This window comes from Terrabacter sp. 05T424 (genome assembly GCF_056396225.1).
Map to the genome: position 1 here is coordinate 841,753 of NZ_JBFTLB010000002.1, position 22,193 is coordinate 863,945.

The following is a 22,193-nucleotide window of genomic DNA, read 5'->3' on the forward strand; positions in this document are numbered from 1 at the left end:
CGGGCCGTCCGACCCCGCCACCCGGCATACGTGATCGGCCGGTGATCCTGCGCCTCGTCGCGCGCCCGCTGTCGTGAGACGACACCACCTGCGCGATCTCGCGCTCGACCTCCTGCCTGATCAACGGCGTACAAGACGGGAGCCCGCGGCGGCGCGCACGATCGACCCATGACCGACCTGCTCACCCCGCCGTTCGCCACCAAGATCGCCGTCCTCGTGCGCGACGACCTCGAGGCCTGGCAGCGCCTCAACGTCACCGCGTTCCTTGTCAGCGGGGTGACGGCCGCGCACCCGGAGCTCGTCGGTGAGCCGTATGCCGATGCCGACGGCCGCAGCTACCTGCCGTTGCTCGGCATGCCGGTGCTCGTCTTCGAGGGCGACGCGGCCACGGTCACCACCGCGCACGAGCGAGCGCTGCGGCGGGGCACACCGGTGGCCGTCTACACGAGAGACATGTTCGTGACCGGCCACGACGCCGACAACCGCGCGGCCGTCGCCGCCGTCCCGACCTCCGACCTCGACCTCGTGGGGCTGGCGCTGCACGCACCGAAGAACGCCGTCGACCGCATCCTCAAGGGCTCGCGCCTGCACCCGTGACCCGCCACCGGCACGACGTGCGCCTCCCGTCATGGACCGCTGATGCAGCCGCGTGGCGTGACACGAAGCGCACGTCGTGTGGCCGACAGCCGGGGGGTGGGATGCTGGGCGCGCCATGACGAACGCTCCTCAGCAGCCCCGCGAGCTGACCATCACGTCCGCGACCAACCCTCGCCTCAAGAGCCTGCTCGGCCTGCGCCGGCGCCGCACCCGCGAGGAGACCGGCCAGACCCTCGTCGAGGGCTACGAGGAGATCGGCCTCGCCCTGTCGGCCGGCGTGCGGCCGGGCACTGTCTACGTCTGCGAGGAGCTCTTCAGCCCCGCGGGCCGGGCCGGCAGCCAGGACATCGGCCACCAGACCGACCTGCTCGCCCGGCTCCGCGGTGACCGCGTCGAGGTAGTCCACCTGAGCCGCAGCGCGTTCGAGAAGGTCAGCTACCGCGAGGGCCCCGACGGCCTGCTCGCCGTCGTCGACCGCGTTGGTGTCGGCCTCGCCGACCTTCACGTCGACGGGCCTGACCACCTCACCCTGCTCAGCCAGGGCGTCGAGAAGCCGGGCAACCTCGGCGCCATGCTCCGCACCGCCGACGCCGCCGGTGTCGACGCCGTCGTCGCGGCCGACCCGGTCACCGACTGGGGCAACCCCAACGTCGTCCGCGCGAGCAAGGGCACCGTCTTCGCCGTGCCCGCCGCGAGCGCCACGACGGCCGAGGTGCTCGACTGGGTGACGGCCAACGACATCCGCCTCGTCGTCACGACCCCCGAGACCGACCTGCTCCACACCGACGTCGACTACACCGGCCGCGTCGCCGTCGCCGTCGGCAGCGAGAAGCACGGCGCCGACCCCACCCTCCTCGAGGCCGCCACCCACCGCGTGCGAATCCCCATGCACGGCAAGGCGAACAGCCTCAACGTCGCAGCCTCGGCCGCCATCGTGCTGTACGAGGCGGTGCGCCAGCGCGACCTGCGCTGACCCCCGAGAGGTCGCGTGACGGCATACGCGATGACGGGAAGGTTTCGCTCGTGTGACGCGTGAGGCGAGCACTACGGGGTCGGGGGAGGGGTGGTCAAGAGCACCCCTTGGCGTGTGTCACGATGTCTTGTATGCGAGTTGACCACGTCTCCTATGCAGCAGAGGCCGGTGGCCTCAAGGCCACCGCCGACCGGCTGTCGAAGCTCATCGGCGTTCCCGCGGTCGACGGTGGGGTGCACCCCCGTTTCGGCACGCGCAACGTGATCATCCCCCTGGCCAAGGACCACTACCTCGAGGTCGTCGAGGTGCTCGACCACCCGGCGTCCGACAAGGCCCCGTTCGGTCAGGCCGTGCGCGCCGCGTCCGAGGCCGGCGGTGGCTGGCTCGGGTGGGTCGTCGCCGTCGACGACATCTCCGTCGTCGAGGAGCGCCTCGGCCGCGAGTCGGTCCCGGGCAACCGGCACCGTCCCGACGGCACCGAGCTCAAGTGGCGCCAGCTCGGCATCAAGGGCCTGATGGCCGACCCGCAGGTCCCCTACTTCATCGAGTGGGACGACATGACGGTCCACCCGTCCGCGGGCGCCGACACCGCCGTCTCGATCGACACCCTCCAGATCGCCGGTGACCCCAAGCGCGTGCGCGAGTGGCTCGGCCCGGAGGACACTTTCGACAAGGGCGGCATCGACTTCACCTTCGTCGCGCCGCACGGCACGCCAGGCCTGCTCTCGGTCACCTTCGACACCCCCGACGGCAAGGTCACCATCTGACCCGGCTCCAGCTCGCACTGCGACGGCGGTCACCCCATGGGGGTGGCCGCCGTTCGTCGTTCCCGAGGGCGTATGCCGTGGGCCGCCGACTGAGGTCGCGCTGAGGTCGCGCTGAGGTCGCGCTGAGGTCGCGCGCGAGATAGCGCAGCTGCTGTCGCTGGGGCGCACCTTCTGCGCGATCCGGCGCACGACGAGGGGACACCGGTTGGTAGGTGGCCGGTCGGCGTCGTGACGGCCGACTCAGCGTGGCGCGGCGACCCGGCGGCGGCCTCGGGCGCGCGGGACGAGTGCCGGGACGCGGGCGGCGTACGCGTCATAGGCGGCTCCGAAGGTTCGCCGCAGGTCGCGCTCCTCGAAGGCGACACCGACGGCGACGTAGCCGGTCGCGGCGAGGGCGAAGAGCAGGTGAGAGGCGCCCATCTGCGGCGTCGCCCAGAACGCGAGGAGCAGGCCTGTCATGAGCGGGTGGCGCACGAGTCCGTGCAGGCCGTCGACACGCAGTCCGGCCGGGGCGTCGGCGGTCCGGACCCGGCCCCAGCCGGCTTGGCGCAGCCCGAGCAGCTCGAGGTGGTCGACCGCGAACGTCGACGCGACCGCGAGCACCCAGCCGGCCGCGCACAGCGTCCAGAGGGCGATGGCCGCGGCGCCGCCGACGTGCCAGACCGTCCCGCCCCACGGTTGCCAGAGGGCGAGCAGTAGGGCCAGGCAGAAGTTGGTGGCGAGCACGAACGTCGTGCGTTCGAGGGGTGCCGGGACGAGCCGGGCCAGCCGTGCCTTGACCGACTGCCGGGCCATCATCGAGTGCTGCACGGCGAAGAGCAGCAGGAGGGCGAGGTCGATGGCGATCGCCTTCGCGGGGGTCGTGCGGGCCGGCGCGTCGACAGTCCTCGCGATGCCGATGTTCGCCAGGAAGGCCATGGTCCACACGAGGATGGAGGCGAAGCCGATCCAGCCGGAGGCCGAGAGGGCGAGATGGGTGGGGCGTCGGTTCATGCCTTCATCGTGGGCAGCGTGAGGGGTCGCGCGCAGGCGGGGAAACACCTCACTTGGGCGCAGTCGTGGCGACGTACCACGCGGCGACTTGGGAGCGGGAGCGGAACCCGAGCCGCAGGCGGATCCGCTCGAGGTGCGACTCGGCCGACCGCTCGGTGATATGGAGGCGCTCGGCCAGCTCGCGGTTGGTCAGGCCCTCGGCCACGAGGGCCGCGACCTCGGTCTGGCGTGCCGTGAGGCCGGTAAAGACCGCGCGCCGCAGCCGGGGCAGGCCCAGGAAGCGGCGCAGCTCGGTGACCACGGCCTCGGCGTCGCCGAGGGCCGGCAGGTGTGAACGACCCTCGAGCTCGACGAACGTGGCGCCCGGAATCTGCTCGGCGAGGACCCGGCCCTGGGCGAGCGGTGCGGCCCGGTCCCCGCGGCGGTGCAGCACGAGCGTCGGTGCCGCGACCAGTGGCAGGGCGGCGCGCACGTCGAGGTCGTAGGCGAGGCGAAGCAAGGCAACCGCCGTCTCGCGTGAGGAGGCGGCGCGCTGGTAGTCGGCGACGGCCAGTCGCGTGCCGGCGTCGGCCTCGGGCGCGAAGAGGTCGGTGAGCAGGTCCGAGCCCAGTCCCCAGTGGGTGGCGAGCAGCCCGAGCACGTGCCGCCTGCTGTCGTCGTCGCCGATCGCGCCCCCGCTGGCCCAGCCGCCGTAGAGCACGAGGCGCTCCACCGTGCCCGGATGGTCGGCAGCCCACTGGGCAGCCACGGGTGCGCCGAGGGACCAGCCGAGCAGGTCGAGGTGGGGCATGTCGACGGCGGCGGTGACGGCATCGATCGTGGCGAGCTCGAGCTCCATGGTTCGGGGACCGTCGTACGGGTCGGAGAGTCCGCAGCCGGGGCGGTCGTAGCGCACGAGGGTGCGGCCCGCGGACAGCGCCTCGTGGAAGAGCCGCTCGGCCGGCAGGGCCCAGTCGAGCTCGAGGTGGCTGAGCCATCCGGGGGCGACGAGCAGGTGCGGGCCGGTGCCGGTCAGGGCGTAGGCGACCCGTCCGCCGTCAGGCAGGCGCGCCATCCCGATCCGCTGGTCCCGTGCGGCCACGTCTCCAGTGAACCGCAGCGGTGACCGGTCAGGCAGGCCACTGACAGGTCAGACCGGTCAGTGGTGCCAGCGCTTGAGCCGGAGCGAGTTCGCGACGACGAGCACCGACGACAGGGCCATCGCCGCACCGGCGATCATCGGGTTGAGCAGGCCGAACGCAGCGAGCGGGATCGCGGCGGTGTTGTAGCCGAACGCCCAGGCCAGGTTCTGCTTGATGACCCGAAGCGTCTGGCGCGAGAGGCCGATCGCGTCGCCGACGGCGTCGAGGTCGGTGCGCACGAGCACGATGTCGGCGGAGTCCATCGCCACGTCGGTGCCCGAGCCCATGGCCAGCCCGAGGTCGGCCTGCGCGAGAGCCGCGGCGTCGTTGACACCGTCACCCACCATCGCGACGACCTTGCGCTGCTGCTGCAGCTCGGTGACGATGCGGTGCTTGTCAGCGGGCATGACGTCGAAGCGCACGTTCGCGGTCGGGATGCCGACCTGCTCGGCGACGCTGCGCGCGTTGGAGGCGCTGTCGCCGGTGAGCAGATAGGGCGTGAGGCCGAGGGCGCGGAGCCGGTCGATGGCGGCCTTCGACGTGTCGCGCACCGTGTCCTCGACGGTCAGGGCCGCCTCGGCGACGCCGTCCCAACCGACGAAGACCGTGGTGCCCGCCTGCCGTGAGGCGTGCTCGACGAGCGCCGGGTCGACGCTCTCGAAGAGGGCGGCCTTGCCGACGGTGACCTCGGTGTCCTTGATGCGGGCGCTCGCCCCCTCGCCCGGGTTCGACTGGAAGTCGCGGATGCGGGGCAGGTTGATGCGGGCCAGCGCCGCGCCCTCGACGACCGCTCGCGCGATGGGGTGCTCGCTGCCCTGCTCGACCGCGGCCGCTGCGGTGAGCGCCGCCTTCTTCGACAGCCGGCCGCGCACCTCGATGCTGCGCAACCGCAGCTGCCCCGTGGTGACGGTGCCGGTCTTGTCGAGCACGACCGTGTCGACGCGCCGGGTGTCCTCGAGCACCTGCGGGCCCTTGATGAGCGTGCCGAGCTGGGCGCCCCGGCCGGTGCCGACGAGCAGCGCCGTCGGCGTCGCGAGACCGAGCGCGCACGGGCAGGCGATGATGAGCACGCTCACCGCGACCGCGAGCGAACGCGAGAGGTCGTGGCCGGTCGCGAGCCACGCGACGAACGTGACGAGGGCGACGACGAGGACCGTCGGCACGAACACGGCCGACACTCGGTCGGCGAGGCGCTGCACCTTGGCCTTGCCCGTCTGCGCGGTCTCGACGAGCCGCTGGATGCCGGCGAGCATCGTGTCGGCGCCGACTCGGCGGGCCTCCACGACGACGCGTCCGGTCGTGTTGATCGACCCGCCGGTGACCTCGTCGCCCGGGCCGACGTCGACCGGGGTGGACTCGCCGGTGACGAGGCTGGCGTCGACGGCACTGGACCCGTCGAGCACGACCCCGTCGGTCGCGACCTTCTCGCCCGGGCGCACGATGAACTGGTCGCCCACGACGAGCTGCTCGATGGGCACCCGGGTCTCGCTCGTGATCCGCGTCTGCGGGTCGATGCGCAGCACCGCGACGTCCTTGGCGCCGAGGTCGAGCAGTGACCGCAGCGCGTCCTTGCCGGAGTCCTTGGCGCGCGCCTCGAGGAACCGGCCGGCGAGCAGGAAGGTCGTCACGACCGCAGCGACCTCGAAGTAGAGGTGCATCTCGCCGCCCGCCCCCGTGAGCAGCTCGACGACGGAGTAGCCGTATGCCGCAGCGACGCCCAGCGACACGAGGGTGTCCATGGTCGACGCGAGGTGGCGGGCGTTGACGGCGGCTGCCCGGTGGAACGGCCAGGCGCACCAGACCACGACGGGGGTCGCGAGCAGCAGCTGGAGCCACGGGCTCGCGCCGAGCGAGGGCAGGAACATGGCGAGGACGAGCACCGGCACGGTGAGCGCGACCGCGGCGACCAGCCGCGGCCGGATGACGTCCTGTGCGGGGGTGTGCTCGAGGTGGTCGGCTGCAGGAGGAGGCGAAGCGGGTCGGTCGGGCGGGGGCGCCTTCCGGCGGGCCAGCTCCTGGGCGCGGAGCCTCTCGAGGAGGGCACCTGCCGCGGGGCGCGCTGCCTCGGGGGGCGCTGCCTCAGCGCGCGGCGGGTCTGGCGTCACGGCATACGTGCTCGGGGCGCTCTGCGCCGGTGTGGCGTTCACGGACGCGCCCGACCGGGCCGACGACCCGCCGAGGACGCTGGCGCCGTAGCCGGTCTTCTTCACCTCGGCGATGATCTGGTCGACCGTCACGGGCGACGAGAAGGAGACACTGGCCTTCTCGGTGGCGAGGTTGACGGTCGCGAACTCGACGCCCGCGACCTTGGACAGCTTGCGCTCGATGCGCGCGGAGCAGGAGGCGCAGGTCATGCCGGTGATCGCGAGCCGGACCTCCACAGGGGTCTGCTCGCTGGCCGTCACCGGTGCCCGCCCCTCGCTCATCGGAGGCTGTAGCCCGCCTCGGCGACGGCGTCGGCGACGACGGCCGGGTCGAGGGGGGCCTCGCTCGTGATGGTGACGGGGGAGTCCTCACCCGGGTGCAGGTCGACCGCGACGGCCACGACCCCGGGCAGGGACGACAGCTCCTCGCTGACCGCGGCGGTGCAGTGCCCGCACGTCATGCCGGCGACGGTGATCTCGGTCTGGGTGCTCATCGGGGTTGCCTCCTCGGGCGGTTCGGTGCGTTGCTCGTCGATGCGGGTTCGGGTCGGTGTGCGCCTCAGCTGCGGACCAGGCGGGCGATGGCGTCGGCCGCCTCGCGCACCTTCTCCTGCGCAGCCTCGTCGGACTCGCGGGCTGCGTCGACGACGCAGTGCGCCACGTGGTCCTCGAGCAGTCCGAGGCTCACGGCCTGCAGTGCCTTGGTGATGGCGCTGACCTGGGTCAGGATGTCGATGCAGTAGGTGTCGGTGTCGACCATCTTCTGCACGCCGCGCACCTGGCCCTCGATGCGTCGCAGCCGCTTCAGGTAGTCGTCCTTGCTTCCGGTGTATCCGGGCACGTGTGCACCTCCTCGTCTGGGACAACAGCATACCCAGGTGGGGTATTTCCCGGCACGCTCCCGATCACGGCGATTCCTGGACCAACGTGGCAGCCAGTCGCTTGGGCGCCTTGGCGAGCCAGGCGTCGGTGAGCACCTCGCGCAGCTCGGCCAGGGTGATCTTCGGGAGGTCGCGCTCGAGGAGCAGCACGGCGTTGTAGCCGTTCCAGTGCGGCGTGGTGAACCAGGGGCTCGAGTCGTCGCCGACCATCGCCTCCTTGTCCTCCGAGGTGCACGAGAAGGCGAGCACGTCGTCGTAGAGCTCGCCCGTCTCGGGGTCGAAGGCGTCCTTGCGCGGCCCGCGCGAGAACATGAACGTCTTGCCCCTGACGAGGTATGCCGGCCGGCCGCCTTCCAGCGGGTCGCGGGTCACCTCGGGCAGCGCCAGCGCGATCTCGTCCAGGTCGGACAGCCGGGCCTTGCGGGAACGCACCATGGCTCAGCACGGTAGCCCTGACCGCGGCGGTCGGCCGCGCCGACACACAAACCCCGTCCCAGAAGGTGCTGCGCAGCGTGACCTGCCCCGGCCGGGCGGACTTCGTGTGTCCTCAGGGACGCCTGAGCGGGCGCTCGAAGGGAGGAAGTGAGCACTCGACGAGGAGTGGTCAGCGCGGCAGGCGTCAGGCGAGGTAGTCGTCGACGAGGCGGCCGGCAAGCGCGGTGTAGGTCTGCGGCGTCAACGCGACGAACCGCGCCTCGACGTCCGCCGGAAGGCCGAGGCCACGGACGAACTCGCGCAGGTCGTCGCCGTCGATGCGGCGCCCGCGGGTCAGCTCCTTGAGCCGCTCGTAGGGCTCCTCCATGCCCGGAACCCCTTGCGCGCCAAGGGCCCTCATCGCCGACTGGATCGGCTCGCCGAGCACCTCCCAGTTGGCCTCGAGGTCGGCGGCCATGCGCTCGGGCACGGCGTCCAGACCTGCGAGACCACGGGCGACGTTGTCGAGGGCGAGCATCGAGTGGCCGAAGGCCGTCCCGATGTTGCGCTGCATGCTCGAGTCGGTGAGGTCGCGCTGGAGGCGGCTCTGCACGAGCGTGCCGCCGAGCACGTCGAGCAGCGCGTTGCTCACCTCGAGGTTGGCCTCGGCGTTCTCGAACCGGATCGGGTTGACCTTGTGCGGCATGGTCGACGACCCGACGGTGCCCTGGCCGCGCACCTGCGCGAAGTAGCCCATCGAGATGTAGGTCCACACGTCGGTGCAGAGGTTGTGCAGGATGCGGTTGAAGCGGGCGACGTCGGCGTAGAGCTCGGCCTGCCAGTCGTGGCTCTCGATCTGGGTCGTGAGCGGGTTCCAGGTGAGACCGAGGCCCTCGACGAAGGCACGCGACACCGCGGGCCAGTCGACGTCGGGGAGCGCGAGCGCGTGGGCACCGAACGTGCCGGTGGCACCGTTGAACTTGCCGAGGTACTCCTGCGTGCCGATGCGGCGCAGCTGGCGGCCGAGACGGTGCGCGAGGACGGCGAGCTCCTTGCCCATCGTCGTCGGCGTGGCCGGCTGACCGTGGGTGTGGGCGAGCAGCGGGACGTCCTTGAGCTCGCGTGCCATCTCGGACACCTGGTCGACGAGCGCCTGCGCCTTGGGCAGCCACACCTGCTCGACCGCGCCCTTGACCATGAGCGCGTAGGAAAGGTTGTTGATGTCCTCGCTCGTGCAGCCGAAGTGGATCAGCTCGGCGAGCCCCTTGTCGGCGTCGGCCGGGGCGATCGCGGTGAGACGCTTCTTGAGGAAGTACTCGACGGCCTTGACGTCGTGCACCGTGACCCGCTCGATCTCGCCGAGCTCGGCCACCTCGTCGGGCCCGAAGGTCGCGACGACGTCGCGCAACGCCGCCACCTCGTCGTCGCTCAGCTTGCGCACCCCGGGGACGACCCCGTTGCTCGTCTGGTGCACCAGCCACTCGACCTCGACGTGCACGCGCTCGCGGTTCAGCGCCGCTTCGGACAGGTGGTCGACGAGGGGGGCGACGGCACCGCGGTAGCGGCCGTCGAGCGCCCCGAGCGCGATGGGCGGGGTTGCGTCAGCGAGCGAAGCCATGACCCCCATCCTCCCAGAGCCCGAGGGGTGCTCCGTCTGCCGTCCACGAGGGTCGGGTGGGTGCGTCACCCCGCCCGACGGCATACGTGCTCGGGTGCCTAGTCGAGATCGGGCACGAGCAGCGAGAAGACTTCTCCCTCAGGGCCGCTCAGCACCGCGCCGAAGCCGTAGGGCCCGTCGAACGGTGGCTGGAGCACCGTGGCGCCGTTGACGAGCGCTCGCTCGAGGGAGCGGGCCACGTCGTGCGTGGCGAACGAGGCGACCCAGTGCGACGGGATCGTCGCCGGCCAGTCGGCGCCGATCTCGGAGAGGCCGTATGCCGGGTTGCCGTCACCCGTGTGCGCCGTCGACCAGCGCGGCCCGTCGGGCTCGGTCTCGTCGGTGAACTCGTGGCCGAAGACCGCGTGCTGGAAGGCCTGCACCTGGTCGTAGGCGCGGGTGAGCAGCTCGTTCCACGTCAGCGAGCCGGGCTCGTCGAGCAGACCGCTGCCGGGCAGGTCGCGCGGCTGCCACACCCCGAAGTACGTGCCGCCCGGGTCGACGGCGATGAGGGTGCTGGCCAGGGCGCCGAGGGGGACGGGCCGACCGATCGTGCGGCCGCCGTAGGTGTTGATGGCACTCGCGGCCACGTCGATGTCACCGACGCGCAGGTAGGTGGTCCACTGGCTCGGGACCGGGGCGCCGTCGGGTTTGCGGCTGATGCCGGCGACGGGATGGCCGTCGAGCAGCGCCATGGTGTAGCCGCCGGTCGCGGAGTCGCCGGCGACCCACTGCCAGCCGAAGAGCTCGGTGTAGAAGCGTTTCGCCTTCGGGACGTCGCTGACGAGCAGGTCGACCCAGCAAGGGGATCCGTAAGGGAAGTCGGGCACAGTGGTGGCTCAGGTCTCGCGTCGGGGTCAGGGCCGCCCGGCGTCCGGCTGGTCCTCGAGGACGTCCGGTCGACCGTCCAGCCGACTGTCCAGCTGGTCCCTGACGTGGTGAAGGATGCCACGACACGCGGCCTCCACCTCAGCGAAACACCGAGCGAAGTGGTCCTCGCAGCCGTACCAGGGGTCGCCGGTCTCGAGGGTGCCGGCCGCGACGGCCTGGGGGTCGAACTCGCGCACGAGCCGGATCTTGCGACGGTTGGCCGGCGTGCGAGCCAGGCGCTGGAGCGTGCGCACGTGGCCCTCGTCGGAGGCGAGCACGAGGTCGACGTCGTCGAACTCGTCGGGGTCGAACTCGCGGGCGCGGTGCCGACTGCCGTCGTAGCCGTGCCGAGCGAGCTCGGCGACCGTGCGGGGGTCGGCGTGCTCGCCGACGTGCCAGTCGCCGGTGCCGCTCGAGCTGACCCGGACGTAGTCGCGCAGGCCGGCGTCGTCGACCATCTGCTGGAGGATCACGTGCCCCATGGGCGACCTGCAGATGTTGCCGCTGCACACGAAAGTGACGTGGACGGGGCGAGGCGACATGATCCCCATTCAACACCGCCGAGGTCGGCCGGAAGGCCCAAGCGATCCGACTCCTCTTTCCGGACATCTCGGACACCTCGTGCCAAGCCGCCTCGCGGGGTGGGCGACAGCGCCCGATTGCGGTGGCGGCGGGCGCAGCCGCGGGCCGGTGTCGGTGGGCGGTGACACGGTGTGGCCATGACGACGACACCGCAGCCGGCAGTCGGGGCAGGCGCCCCCGAGGCCCTCGAGGCCCGTTTCGTCGAGCTCGCGACCGCCGGCGACCTCGACGGCATCGTCGGGCTGTATGCCGCCGACGCCGTCGTGAGCCTCCCGCTCGGTCGAGAGGCGGCCGGGCCCACGGCCATCCGCGCCGCCTTCGCCGCCGCGCTCGCCGCCGGGGCGCTGGGCCCGTTCGACGTCGCCGTCGTGTCGCGCGCGATCGTCACCGGCGACCTCGCCATGACGACGTCGTCCGCCGCCGACGGCTCGGTGCGCACGCAGGTCGCCCGACGCACCGGAGGCGGTCGGTGGGTGTGGGTGCGCGACGGGTCGCGGCTGAGGGGCGTCTCTGCCTGCGTCCCCGTCGACTCGGGCTCGCTCGCCGTGGCGTAGCGTCGCTCTGTGACCGACGCTTCGCCCGGACCCGACACCAGCGTCGAGGCCGGCGCACCCGAACGCCGGTCACACTTCATCGACCTCACGCCGCTGCGGGTCAGCCCCGCGTTCGCCCGGCTCTGGTTCGGCAACACCCTCGCCGGCATCGGCACCTTCGTCACCAACACGGCCGTCGGCCTGCACATCTACGACCTCACGCGCTCGACCTTCATGGTCTCGCTCGTGGCGTGGTTCTCCCTGCTCCCGATGATCGTGGCCGGCCTCTACGGCGGGGCGATCGCCGACCGCTTCGACCGTCGCACCGTCGCCCTGTCGGCCTCGACCGTGGCGTGGGCCTCGACGGTCGTCCTCGCGACGATCGCGTGGCTCGGGGCCCCGCACGTCTGGATGTTCTACGTCATCACGACGGTCAACGCCGTCGCGGCCACGATCGCCTCGGCGACCCGCCAGGCGATCACGCCACGGCTGCTGCCCAAGGAGCAGCTGCCGAAAGCCGCTGCGCTGCTTGGCATCTCGGCCGGTGTCATGGTGACCGTCGGGCCCGGTGTCGCCGGAGTGCTCGTCGCCCGTGCCGGCTACGCCTGGACCTACACCATCGACGTGATCCTCTTCTTCGCCGGCTTCTTCGGACTGTGGGCCCTGCCGCACATCAAGCCCGAGGGCGAGCGACCGACGGCCGGCGGCTTCCGGTCCGTCGTCGACGGCCTGGCGCACCTGCGCCGGGCACCCAACGTCCGCATGAGCTTCGTCGTCGACATCATCGCCATGACGTTCGGGCAGCCGATGGTGCTCTTCCCGGCCGTCGGGGCCATCGTCATCGGCGGCGGCTCGGTGACGGCCGGCATCCTGCTCGCGTCGTTCGCGGTCGGCGGCATCGTCTCCAGCCTCGGCTCGGGGCGGGTGACCGGGCTGCGCTGGCAGGGCAGGGCGATCCGCGACTCGATCGTCGCGTACGGCCTCGGCATCCTCGGCTTCGGCATCGTGCTGGCGGTGACGACCCTCGGTGGCTCCGCCGTCGAGTCGATGGACTTCGGCGACGTCAACCGGTGGGCGCTCGCGGGCGCCGCGGTCTGCCTCGCCGTGTCGGGCGGGGCCGACAACATCAGCGCGATCTTCCGCCAGTCGATCCTGCAGGCGGCCGTGCCCGACCAGCTGCGCGGACGCACGCAGGGCGTCTTCACGGTCGTTGTCACCGGGGGGCCCCGACTGGGACAGATGTTCGCCGGCACCCTGGCGACGCTGACCGCCACATGGGTCCCGTCCGTCGTCGGCGGCGCCCTGGTCGTCGTGCTCGTCATCGTCACCGTCGCCCGGGTGAGCTCGTTCCGCGACTACGACGCCCTCGATCCCCGCCCCTGACGCGGCGGCCGGAGCCAGTCGCCCGGGCTACTCGACGGACTCCACGGGCGCGACGGTCTCGGGCGAGTCGGCAGGCTCGGTGGGCTCGGTGGGCTCGGTGGGCTGGGCGCCGGCGGCCTTCGGCGACCCCGGGCGCACGAGTCCCGACTCGTACGCGTGGATGACGAGGTGCACGCGGTCGCGCACCCGCAGCTTCACGAGCAAATGGCCCACGTGGGTCTTGACGCTGCTCTCGGCGACGTAGAGCCCGGCCGCGATCTGGGCGTTGGTCTGCCCGCGCGCCACGAGCTTGAGCACGTCGAGCTCGCGGGGCGTGAGGTCGGTCGCCGGTGTGCCGTGCGAGGGCACCGGCAGGAACCGGGCGTAGCTGTCGAGGAGCCGCCGGGTCACTCCCGGGGCGAGCAGCGCGTCGCCGGCGGCCACGGTGCGCACAGCGTGCATGAGCTCCTCCGCCGTGGCGTCCTTGAGGAGGAAGCCGCTCGCACCGACGCGCAGGGCGCTGACGATGTACTCGTCGAGGTCGAACGTCGTCATGACGATGACCCGGGGGGCGCGGACGCCACCGTCGACGATGAGCCGGGTCGCCTCGATCCCGTCCATCACCGGCATCCGGATGTCGACGAGTGCGACGTCGGGGGCGCTGGTGCGGGCGAGCGCGACGGCCTGCGCCCCGTTGCCGGCCTCGGCGACGACCTCGATGCCGGGGTCGGTCTCGAGGCAGTCGCGCAGCGCGGTCCGCATGAGCGGCTGGTCCTCGGCGACGAGCACCCGGATGGTCATTCGGCACCCCCGTCGGCGATCGGCATTCGGGCGTCGACGACGAAACCGCCGTCGGCGGCCAGCCCCAGCTCGACGGTCCCGCCGACCGCGGCGACGCGCTGTCGCATGCCCTCGAGCCCGCGGCCCGACGAGCCGGCCTGGCTGCGGCCGCCGCCGTGGTCGCGGACGACGACGTGCAGCACGTCAGGCGCGTCGGTCCCGTAGTCGACGCGTACCTCGACGGACGAGCCGGTGGCGTGCTTGAGCGCGTTGCTCAGCCCCTCCTGCACGATCCGGTACGCGTTGAGCTCGGTGGCCGGGGGCAGCGGGCGCCGTTGTCCCGTGACCTCGAGACGGACGACGGTGCCCGTCTGGGCAACTCTGTCGACGAGGCCCTCGAGCTCGTCGAGGCGCGGGGACCTCGTCGGAAGACCATCTCCGGGCTCGGCGTGAAGCACCCCGACGAGGCGGCGCATGTCGGCGAGGGCGCCCTTGCCCAGCGACTCGATGGAGGCGAGCGCGTTGCGTACGGCGGGTGACTCGCCGTCGAGGCTGCGGCGCGCTGCACCGGCGCGGAGCACGATCACGCCGACGTCACCGGACACGATGTCGTGCAGCTCGCGGGCGATCGTCGCCCGCTCGCGGGCCGACGAGAGGGCTGCGAGGGCCGCCCGCTCGCGGGCGAGCTGCTCGGTGCGGTCCTCGAGCAGCCGGGCGTGCTGCTCGAGGAGCTGGGTTCGGGCCCTCTGCAACCGCACGCCGCGACCCAGGGACCAGGCGCACACGAGGGTCGTCACCTCCGTCAGCGCCTCCTCGTACTCGCCCGGGCTGAGGAAGACCAGCACGCCGAAGGCCATCAGCGCGCACACGGCGAACAGCGACCACGCCGACCGCGCCAGCGGCCACAGCTGGGCCGTGGTGTAGATGGCGATGATGACCGCGAACGGCAGGGCCGGCACCGAGTAGCGCTGCCAGTAGCGCACGAACGAGGTGAGGACGCTGATCGCGAGGACCGCCCCGGGCGCGCGACGGCGCCAGGCCAGGGCCGAGCTGCCGAGCACGATCTCGACCGCGCCCGTCGCGTTGGGGTCGGTGTAGTGCAGGTCGGCGTCGTCGGTCTCGAAGGTGAGCGAGGACTGGTCGAGGAAGCTGACGAGCGACAGCGACATGACGAGGAGGACGAGTGCGACATCGGCCAGGGGCGGCCGCCAGGTCCGTTGTGGCGCAGGCGGTTCGGGCGCTCGGACGATCGCCGAGGTGACCATGGCGGCGTAGTCAGCGCCCTCCCCCTGCAGGTGGACGTCGAGGTTGCCCACCGGATGATCCCGGCCTCCGCGAAGGACCACCTCGGCCCGCGTTCGGAGGAGGCCGAGTCTGTCCCTGGGCTGGACGACCACGTGACCACCTCCGAAGTAGCGTCGCTCCTCAAGTAAAGACGTACGGCAGCGTGGGAGGGGTTCGATATGGGAATTCCGGGGCTCCGACGCAGGACTTCGCCGCCAGGGACGGGGCCCGCCGATGCAGGCCGGCCCGCTGATGGAGCGACGGTCGACGAGGCGGTGGCCGGCGGTCCGACGACCGGCAGGCCGGGCCGCACCCGGGAGGGCAGTCCGCGCTTCGGGCGGCTCGCCATCGCCGCCGCCATCGGGGTGCTCGTCCTGGCCGGCACGCAGCTCGGGTCGGCCAAGGTGGACTTCCTCCCGGAGTTCATGCCGCCTGCCGTCCAGGTGCAGACGGAGGCCCTCGGCCTCTCGGCCGCCGAGGTCGAGCAGCTGGTCACCGTGCCGCTCGAGCAGGACCTGCTCAACGGGGTCCCCTGGCTCGACCGCATCCACTCGCGCTCGCAGTCGGGGCTGTCGGCCATCGACGTCGTCTTCGAGCCGGGCACCGACCTCTACGCAGCCCGACAGATGGTGCAGGAGCGCCTGACCCAGGCCCACGCCCTGCCCAACGTCGGCAGCGCACCGGTCATGGTCGAGCCCCTCGCGTCGACGAGCCGGGTCTCGATGATCGGGCTCACGTCCAAGAGCGTCTCCCTCATCGACATGTCGGTGCTGGCGCGGTGGAAGGTGCGACCGCGCCTGATGGGCATCCCGGGCGTGGCGAACGTGTCGGTCTACGGCATGCGCGACCGCCAGCTGCAGATCCAGGCCGACCCGACGACTCTGAGCAGCAAGGGCGTGACCCTCACGCAGGTGATCGAGACCGCCGGCAACGCGCTGTGGGTCTCGCCGCTCACGTTCGTCGAGGCGTCGACACCCGGGACCGGCGGCTTCGTCGAGGGCCAGACGCAGCGCCTGGCCGTGCAGCACATCCTGCCGATCACGACCGCCGGCACGCTCGGCGAGGTGACGATCGAGGGCACGACGCCCCCGCTGAAGCTCTCCGACGTCACCAAGGTCGTCGAGGACCACCAGCCGCTCATCGGCGACGCGGTCAACGCCGACCCGACCCTGTTCCTCGTCGTTCAGAAGTTCCCGGGCGCCGACACCGCCCAGGTGACTCGCGACGTGGAGGCGGCCATGGCCAGCCTCGCACCCGGCATGGGTGGGATCACGGTCGACACGTCGGTCTACCGGCCCGCGAGCTACCTCGAGAGCGCGGTGCGCAACATCGGCCTGACCGGCGGGCTCGCGCTACTCGTGCTCGTGCTCGGCAGCTGGGCGCTGTTCCGGTCGTGGCGCGTCGCGGTCGTCGTCGGGGCGGCGGTCACCGTCACTCTTGCCGGCACGTTCACCGTGCTCTACCTCGTGGGTGAGACCTTCACCAGCTTCACCCTGTCGGCGCTGCTCGTGGCCACCGTCGTGACGTTCGCCGTCGCCGCCGCCGACGTCGACGCCGTGCGCACCCAGGCCCGCGCCCAGGAGCAGGCTCCGCACCGGGTGCCTGCGGGCGAGCTCGTGGCCCGCACCCTGCGCCGCACCATGCGCAACACCGCGGTCGCACTGCTCGTCGGTGCGATCGCCCTGACGCCCACCCTGGCCCTCGGCCCGTCGGCAGCGGCGTTCAGCCGGCCCCTCGTCGCGGCGCTCGCCCTGTCGATGGGCGTCGGCCTGCTCGTGTCGCTCACCCTCACCCCGGCCCTCATCCACCTGCTCCTGCAGGGACCGCCACGGCCCGAGTCGTCCCGGGTGCCGCTCCGCCGAGCGACCTTCGCCGCCCGGCGGCTCGTCGACCGCTTCGCCGAGTCGCGCCTGCTCGCGTGGGCCGCGGCCGGGGTGCTCCTTCTCGTGGCACTGACCGCGCTGCCCCAGCTCTCGAGCAGTGCCCTTGTGCCCCAGGCTCGCGACCGCGACGTGCTCCTCACGGTCCAGGCCGCGCAGGGCACGTCGCTCCCCGAGATGAACCGGCTGGCGGGCCTCATGGCGACCCGGCTGAAGGCCGTCGACGGTGTCACCTCGGTCGCCGGCCACAACGGCCGCGCCGTGAGCTCCGACCAGCTCGGCGACGTCAACGCCGGTGAGCTGTGGGTGCGGCTCGACGAGTCCGCGGACTACGGCGCCACCCGCGACGCGATCGACCGCGTGGCCAAGGGCTACCCCGGCGTCCGCGTCGACGTGCTGAGCTACACCCAGGACCGGCTGGCGGTCGCGACTGCCGCCGGCGAGCACGACGTCGTCGTACGCGTGCTCGGCCAGGACCTTCCCAGCCTGCAGAAGGCGGCCGAGCAGGTCGCGGACCAGCTCTCGGAGGTCTCCGGCGTCTCGGCCGCGCGGGTCCTCCCGAGGCCGATGCAGCCGACCGTCAACGTCGAGGTGGACCTGGCCGCCGCACAGCGCTACGGCCTGCGCCCCGGCGACGTCCGCCGCGAGACCACGACGCTGGTGTCCGGCCTCACGGTGGGAAACCTCTACGAGCAGGCCAAGGTGTTCGACGTCGTCGTGCTCGGCACGCCGACCGCCAGGTCGAACCTCTCGACCCTGCGGGACCTCCGCGTCGACACGCCGTCGGGCAAGCAGGTTCGGCTGGGTGACGTCGCCAAGGTGACCGTCGGGTCCGAACCTGCCTCCATCGTCCACGACCAGGTGATGCGCTCCGTCGACGTCGTCGCCGACGTGACCGGCTCCAACGCCCAGGGAGTATTCGACGACGTGCGCACCGCGGTCGCTCGCGTGCCCATGCCCTCCGAGGCGCACCTGCAGGTGATCGGCAACGCGGTCGAGCGGCAGACCGACACGCGCCGGGTCGGGCTCGTGGCGCTGGGCGTGCTCATCGCGATCCTGCTCATCCTGCAGGCGGCGATCGGTCGCTGGCGACCCGCAGCCCTGCTGCTCCTCCTGGCACCGATCGGCGGCGCGGGCAGCATCGCGATCGCACCCCTCGTCGGCGGGTTCGCCACGCTCGGAGCGATGCTCGGCTTCTTCACCGCCGCGCTGCTGACGCTGGTCGGTGGGCTCGCGACGGTGCGCAGCCTGCAGCTCGAGGCCGAGCAGGTTGAGCAGGCCGATGCCGCCACAGCGACACCACCGGACGGGTCTGCGGTGGCCGTCGCCTCGCCACTGCGCACCGACGTGACCCGCAGCAGGGTCGTGCCCGTCGTCCGCACCGCCATCATCACGGCGCTGGCGCTCCTGCCGGTCGTGGTGCTCGGCGACCGAGCGGGCTCGGAGGTGTTCCGGCCGTTCGCCGTCACCGTCATCGGAGGGCTCGTCACGAGCGTTCTCGTCGTGCTCCTCGTCGTCCCAGCCCTCTGTGCCCAAGCCAAGGAGGTGGACCGATGAGCATGCTCCGGTCCCTGTCGTCCCTCGCCAGCGCGGCCGTCCTCGCCGTCGCCGTCACCGGCTGTTCCAGCCCCGAGGAACCGACGCCCGACCCGCCAGCAGCCATCGAGGAGATCCCCGGCAGCGACGTCAAGGCCGTCACGTTGCGTGCCGATGCCGCCGATGCCATCGGCCTCAAGACGGCGGCAGTGGCCAAGGCGGCCGCCGGGCGCTTCACGATCCCGTATGCCGCGGTCGTCTACTACCTCGACGGCAGCACGTGGACCTATACGCAGACCGGCGACCACAAGTACCAGCGGGCCCCGATCACGGTCGCCGGCATCGCCGGCGACGTCGCCACCCTGACCGCCGGCCCGGCCGTCGGCACCCCGGTCGTCGTCGTCGGCGCGCCCGAGGTGCTCGGAGCCGAGCTGGAGATCAGCGGCGAGCAGTGAGGCCGCGGCGCTCGGCCATCGCCTGGATCGTCCGGACGAGCCTCAACCTGCGGTTCATCGTCGTGGCCGCCTCGATCGCGCTCATGGTCGTCGGCATCACCTCGCTCTCGCGGATGCGCGTCGACGTGTTCCCGGAGTTCGCGCCGCCGCGCGTCGTGATCCAGACTGCGAGCGTCGGTCTGTCCACCTCGGACGTCGAGGAGCTCGTGACCGTCCCGCTCGAGCAGGGCCTCAACGGCCTGCAGGGGCTGGATGACATGCGCTCGCGGTCGGTGCCGCAGCTGAGCTCGATCGAGCTGCTCTTCTCCGCCGACACCGACCTGCTCCACGCCCGCCAGCTCGTCCAGGAGCGGCTCGCCATCGTGTCGCCGACGCTGCCCACGTGGGCGGCTCCGCCCGTCATCCTCGCGCCGGTCTCGGCGACCGGCCGGGCGATGCAGATCGGGATGACGTCGTCGAAGTCATCGCTCATCGAGATGTCGATGAGCGCCTACTGGAACATCCGGGCACGGCTGCTCCAGGTGCCCGGTGTCGCAAACGTCGCCATCTGGAACGAGCGCCTCCAGCTGATGACCGTGCAGGCCGAGCCCGACCGCATGGCCACGCGCAACGTCAGCCTCGACCAGGTCATGGAGACGACTGCGGCCGCCGTGGACTCCGGCCTGCTGCGGTTCTCCACCGGCAGCGTCATCGGCACCGGCGGCGCGATCGAGTCGGCGAACCAGCGGATGCCGGTGCGCAACGTGCTGCCCATCATCACGCCGGCAGACCTGGCGAAGGTGCCCATCGACGGCACCGCGTCGCCGACGAACCTGGGCGACGTCGCGAAGATCGCGGAAGACCACCAGCCACTCATCGGTAGCGCCGTCATCGACGGAGAGCCGGGCGTCATGCTCGTCGTCGAGAAGCTGCCGTGGGCCAACACCATCGACCTCACCGCCGGGGTCGAGAAGGCGATCGACGAGCTGAAGCCGGGCCTGCCCAGCGTCGTCTTCGACACGCACGTCTTCCAGCAGGCCGACTTCGTCAAGCTCGCGATCGCCAACCTCTCGCAGGCACTGTTCCTCGGGTTCCTGCTCGTCGTCGTGATCCTGCTGCTCTTCCTCTTCGAGTGGCGCGTCGCGCTGATCAGCCTGCTGACGATCCCGCTGTCGCTGATGATGGCCCTGCTCGTGCTGCACTGGCGCGGCGCCACCATCAACACGATGACCCTCGCCGGTCTCGTCATCGCGCTCGGCGCGGTCGTCGACGACGCCATCATCGACGCCGAGAACATCGTGCGACGGCTGCGTGAGTCGCGCCTCGCCGGTGACGGCGAACCGACGGCGTCGGTGATCCTGCGGGCCTCGCTCGAGGTGCGCAGCCCGATCGTCTACGCGACGTTCATCATCGTCGCAGCCTCGATCCCCATCTTCCTGCTCGTCGGCCTGACCGGTGCGTTCTTCCAGCCACTGGCGGTCACCTACACGCTCGCGATCCTCGCGTCGATGCTCGTCGCCCTCACCCTGACACCGGCGCTCTGCCTCATCCTGCTGCGCAAGGCGCCGGTCGAGCGGCACATGTCGCCAGTCGTGCGCTGGCTCCAGAAGCGCTACTCCGCAGTGCTGCACCGCATCGTCGCGCGGCCCCGGCGCATCTACGCGACGGCCGTTGTGGTGACCCTCCTCGGCATCGGGGTGGGCTCGGGCCTCGGACAGAGCCTCTTCCCGGCGTTCCAGGAGCGCGACTTCCTCATGCACTGGGTGGGCGTTCCCGGCACCTCCGTCACCGAGACGGAGCGCACGACGACGGCCGTGAGCAAGGAGATCATGGCCGTGCCCGGCGTCCGCAGCTTCGGCGCCCACATCGGGCAGGCCCTGCTCGGCGAGGAGGTCTTCGGCGTCAACTTCGGCGAGAACTGGATCAGCCTCGATCCGAATGCCGACTACAAGGCGGCCCGTGCACAGATCGACGAGATCGCCGGGAAGTACCCGGGGCTCTTCGCCGAGGTGCAGACCTACCTCGACGAGCGCGTCGAAGAGGTGCTCACAGGCGGCAAGGAGCCGATCATCGTGCGCGTCTACGGCGAGGACCTCGGGGTGCTCCGCGACAAGTCGGCGGAGATCCTCGACCTCATCTCGTCGGTCCCGGGCGTCGCGAACGCCCACACGGACATCTCGGCCGACATCCCGCAGGTCGACGTCGAGGTGAAGCTCGACGCCGCCGAGAAGCTCGGCCTCAAGCCCGGTGACGTGCGCCGTGCCGCCGCCACGATGGTGGCGGGCGAGGAGGTCGGCGACATCTTCCGGGCCGGACGCGCGTACGACGTCGTCGTGTGGGGCACCCCCAGCAGCAGGGCGGACGTGTCGGCCCTCCAGCGACTGCCGATCGACACCCCGTCGGGCAAGAAGGTGCCGCTGAGCGCCGTCGCCTCCGTGACCGTGGCTCCGAACCCCAACACGATCGAGCGGCAGGGCGACTCGCGTCGACTCGACGTCGGCGCGTCGGTCGAGGGCCGCGACCTGGCGTCGGTCGTCAACGACATCAACGCCAAGCTCAAGGGCGTCCAGTTCCCGCTCGGCTACCACGCCGAGGTGCTCGGCGAGTACAAGGAGCTGCAGACCGCGCAGAGCCGGCTGCTCACATCTGCCATCGTCGCCGCGGTGCTGATCCTCCTGCTGCTGCAGGCCTCCTTCCGCAGCTGGCGGCTCGCCACCCTCGTGTTCCTCACCCTGCCGATGGCCCTCGTGGGTGGGGTGCTGGCCGCCAGGCTCGGCGAGGGCATCCTGTCGCTCGGGTCGCTCGTCGGCTTCTTCACGGTCTTCGGCATCGCGGCGCGCAACAGCATCCTGCTCATCAACCACGCCCAGCACCTCGAGGAGGTGGAGGGCATGCCGTTCGGTGTCGACCTCGTCGTGCGCGCTGCACGGGAGCGGCTCGCACCGATCCTCATGACGACCCTCGCGACCGGTCTGGCGCTCGTGCCGCTCGTCATCCTCGGCCAGCGACCCGGGCACGAGATCGAGCACCCGCTGGCCGTGGTGATCCTCGGAGGGCTCGCCACCTCGACCCTGCTCAGCCTGTTCGTCGTGCCGTCGCTCTATCTGAGGTTCCACCGGCCGGCGTCCGCGCAGGCCGAGGAAGGTGCAGAGCTCGGCGTCCTCGTGTGACGGCGTGCCCGCCCCTCACGCCGGCCTCCCTCCATCGAGCGCCCAATTCCCGACGGCCCTGCCGCAGTCGAGTGCCCACTTTCCGATGCCCCTGCCTTGGTCGAGTGCCCAGTTCCCGACGGGGTGGGTGCGGGAAAGTGAGCACTCGACGGGAGGTTGCGTCGGGCTGTTCCCGTCGAGTGCCCACTTCCCGACGGGCCTGCCTTGGTCGAGTG

General features: G+C 71.7%; 19 protein-coding genes. 8 read left to right on the forward strand and 11 right to left on the reverse strand.

Annotated elements, in window-relative coordinates; all coding sequences use genetic code 11:
• Positions 1–168 precede the first annotated feature (168 nt).
• The 3 genes from AC1DE0_RS09100 to AC1DE0_RS09110 all read left to right on the forward strand — a co-directional run bounded on the left by AC1DE0_RS09100 (position 169) and on the right by AC1DE0_RS09110 (position 2,337).
• Positions 169–597, forward strand: coding sequence for a DUF2000 family protein (locus AC1DE0_RS09100; RefSeq protein WP_478099505.1), 429 nt, complete (start codon positions 169–171; stop codon positions 595–597).
• Positions 598–712: 115 nt separating this feature from the next.
• Positions 713–1,570 (forward strand): TrmH family RNA methyltransferase, encoded by an 858-nt coding sequence (locus AC1DE0_RS09105; RefSeq protein ID WP_478099507.1) that lies wholly within the window; start codon positions 713–715, stop codon positions 1,568–1,570.
• A gap of 131 nt (positions 1,571–1,701) precedes the next feature.
• The gene (locus AC1DE0_RS09110; RefSeq protein ID WP_478099509.1) at positions 1,702–2,337 is read left to right on the forward strand and encodes a VOC family protein; all 636 of its coding nucleotides are present in this window, start codon (positions 1,702–1,704) and stop codon (positions 2,335–2,337) included.
• 240 nt (positions 2,338–2,577) lie between these two features.
• Here AC1DE0_RS09110 and AC1DE0_RS09115 read toward each other — a convergent pair whose 3' ends face one another.
• From AC1DE0_RS09115 to AC1DE0_RS09155, 9 genes are all read right to left on the reverse strand, one after another.
• The gene (locus AC1DE0_RS09115) at positions 2,578–3,330 is read right to left on the reverse strand and encodes a methyltransferase family protein (protein WP_478099511.1); all 753 of its coding nucleotides are present in this window, start codon (positions 3,328–3,330) and stop codon (positions 2,578–2,580) included.
• A 49-nt stretch (positions 3,331–3,379) separates the two neighbouring features.
• The gene (locus AC1DE0_RS09120; RefSeq protein WP_478099513.1) at positions 3,380–4,411 is read right to left on the reverse strand and encodes an alpha/beta fold hydrolase; all 1,032 of its coding nucleotides are present in this window, start codon (positions 4,409–4,411) and stop codon (positions 3,380–3,382) included.
• A 57-nt stretch (positions 4,412–4,468) separates the two neighbouring features.
• Entirely contained in the window at positions 4,469–6,877 is a 2,409-nt protein-coding gene (locus AC1DE0_RS09125) for a heavy metal translocating P-type ATPase (protein WP_478099515.1), read from the reverse strand.
• Positions 6,874–7,089 carry a heavy-metal-associated domain-containing protein gene (locus AC1DE0_RS09130; RefSeq protein WP_478099517.1) on the reverse strand — a complete coding sequence of 72 codons (216 nt, stop codon included), beginning with the start codon at positions 7,087–7,089 and terminating at the stop codon, positions 6,874–6,876. The genes AC1DE0_RS09125 and AC1DE0_RS09130 overlap by 4 nt, the downstream gene beginning before the upstream one ends.
• 65 nt (positions 7,090–7,154) lie before the next feature.
• Positions 7,155–7,436, reverse strand: coding sequence for a metal-sensitive transcriptional regulator (locus AC1DE0_RS09135; RefSeq protein WP_442290553.1), 282 nt, complete (start codon positions 7,434–7,436; stop codon positions 7,155–7,157).
• A 64-nt stretch (positions 7,437–7,500) separates the two neighbouring features.
• The gene (locus tag AC1DE0_RS09140) at positions 7,501–7,911 is read right to left on the reverse strand and encodes an MmcQ/YjbR family DNA-binding protein (protein ID WP_478099519.1); all 411 of its coding nucleotides are present in this window, start codon (positions 7,909–7,911) and stop codon (positions 7,501–7,503) included.
• A 184-nt stretch (positions 7,912–8,095) separates the two neighbouring features.
• On the reverse strand, positions 8,096–9,508 hold the full coding sequence (gene purB, locus AC1DE0_RS09145; protein WP_478099521.1) for an adenylosuccinate lyase: 1,413 nt from the start codon (positions 9,506–9,508) through the stop codon (positions 8,096–8,098).
• A 98-nt stretch (positions 9,509–9,606) separates the two neighbouring features.
• Positions 9,607–10,377, reverse strand: a complete 771-nt coding sequence (locus tag AC1DE0_RS09150) for a VOC family protein (protein ID WP_478099522.1) — start codon at positions 10,375–10,377, stop codon at positions 9,607–9,609.
• Positions 10,378–10,404: 27 nt separating this feature from the next.
• Positions 10,405–10,959: a low molecular weight protein-tyrosine-phosphatase gene (locus tag AC1DE0_RS09155; RefSeq protein ID WP_478099524.1), complete on the reverse strand. Its 555-nt coding sequence runs from the start codon at positions 10,957–10,959 to the stop codon at positions 10,405–10,407.
• Between the two features lie 177 nt (positions 10,960–11,136).
• On the opposite strand from AC1DE0_RS09155, the gene AC1DE0_RS09160 reads away from it, so the two are divergent.
• Positions 11,137–11,553, forward strand: a complete 417-nt coding sequence (locus AC1DE0_RS09160) for a YybH family protein (RefSeq protein ID WP_478099526.1) — start codon at positions 11,137–11,139, stop codon at positions 11,551–11,553.
• A gap of 9 nt (positions 11,554–11,562) precedes the next feature.
• A complete protein-coding gene (locus tag AC1DE0_RS09165; RefSeq protein WP_478099528.1) occupies positions 11,563–12,915 on the forward strand; it encodes an MFS transporter in 1,353 nt (450 codons plus the stop codon).
• Positions 12,916–12,942: 27 nt separating this feature from the next.
• Here the strand turns inward: AC1DE0_RS09165 and AC1DE0_RS09170 are convergent, their stop codons facing one another.
• Positions 12,943–13,695, reverse strand: coding sequence for a response regulator (locus AC1DE0_RS09170; RefSeq protein WP_478099532.1), 753 nt, complete (start codon positions 13,693–13,695; stop codon positions 12,943–12,945).
• Complete coding sequence (locus AC1DE0_RS09175) at positions 13,692–14,990, reverse strand: sensor histidine kinase (RefSeq protein ID WP_478099537.1); 1,299 nt, start codon at positions 14,988–14,990, stop codon at positions 13,692–13,694. Before AC1DE0_RS09175 ends, AC1DE0_RS09170 begins: the two co-directional genes overlap by 4 nt.
• A gap of 243 nt (positions 14,991–15,233) precedes the next feature.
• Here AC1DE0_RS09175 and AC1DE0_RS09180 point away from each other — a divergent pair, with 243 nt between their 5' ends.
• Genes AC1DE0_RS09180 through AC1DE0_RS09190 form a run of 3 tightly spaced genes read left to right on the forward strand, consistent with a single transcriptional unit; the run spans position 15,234 to position 21,978 of the window.
• Positions 15,234–18,395: an efflux RND transporter permease subunit gene (locus tag AC1DE0_RS09180; protein WP_478099541.1), complete on the forward strand. Its 3,162-nt coding sequence runs from the start codon at positions 15,234–15,236 to the stop codon at positions 18,393–18,395.
• Positions 18,392–18,829 (forward strand): hypothetical protein, encoded by a 438-nt coding sequence (locus AC1DE0_RS09185; RefSeq protein WP_478099543.1) that lies wholly within the window; start codon positions 18,392–18,394, stop codon positions 18,827–18,829. The genes AC1DE0_RS09180 and AC1DE0_RS09185 overlap by 4 nt, the downstream gene beginning before the upstream one ends.
• Positions 18,826–21,978: an efflux RND transporter permease subunit gene (locus tag AC1DE0_RS09190; protein WP_478099546.1), complete on the forward strand. Its 3,153-nt coding sequence runs from the start codon at positions 18,826–18,828 to the stop codon at positions 21,976–21,978. The genes AC1DE0_RS09185 and AC1DE0_RS09190 overlap by 4 nt, the downstream gene beginning before the upstream one ends.
• Positions 21,979–22,193: the final 215 nt, after the last annotated feature.

Coding starts and splice junctions, on each gene's coding strand:
- AC1DE0_RS09100 (WP_478099505.1), top strand. CDS start 169: ATGACCGACCTGCTCACCCCGCCGTTCGCCACCAAGATCGCCGTCCTC.
- AC1DE0_RS09105 (WP_478099507.1), top strand. CDS start 713: ATGACGAACGCTCCTCAGCAGCCCCGCGAGCTGACCATCACGTCCGCG.
- AC1DE0_RS09110 (WP_478099509.1), top strand. CDS start 1,702: ATGCGAGTTGACCACGTCTCCTATGCAGCAGAGGCCGGTGGCCTCAAG.
- AC1DE0_RS09115 (WP_478099511.1), bottom strand. CDS start 3,330: ATGAACCGACGCCCCACCCATCTCGCCCTCTCGGCCTCCGGCTGGATC.
- AC1DE0_RS09125 (WP_478099515.1), bottom strand. CDS start 6,877: ATGAGCGAGGGGCGGGCACCGGTGACGGCCAGCGAGCAGACCCCTGTG.
- AC1DE0_RS09130 (WP_478099517.1), bottom strand. CDS start 7,089: ATGAGCACCCAGACCGAGATCACCGTCGCCGGCATGACGTGCGGGCAC.
- AC1DE0_RS09140 (WP_478099519.1), bottom strand. CDS start 7,911: ATGGTGCGTTCCCGCAAGGCCCGGCTGTCCGACCTGGACGAGATCGCG.
- purB (WP_478099521.1), bottom strand. CDS start 9,508: ATGGCTTCGCTCGCTGACGCAACCCCGCCCATCGCGCTCGGGGCGCTC.
- AC1DE0_RS09155 (WP_478099524.1), bottom strand. CDS start 10,959: ATGTCGCCTCGCCCCGTCCACGTCACTTTCGTGTGCAGCGGCAACATC.
- AC1DE0_RS09160 (WP_478099526.1), top strand. CDS start 11,137: ATGACGACGACACCGCAGCCGGCAGTCGGGGCAGGCGCCCCCGAGGCC.
- AC1DE0_RS09170 (WP_478099532.1), bottom strand. CDS start 13,695: ATGACCATCCGGGTGCTCGTCGCCGAGGACCAGCCGCTCATGCGGACC.
- AC1DE0_RS09185 (WP_478099543.1), top strand. CDS start 18,392: ATGAGCATGCTCCGGTCCCTGTCGTCCCTCGCCAGCGCGGCCGTCCTC.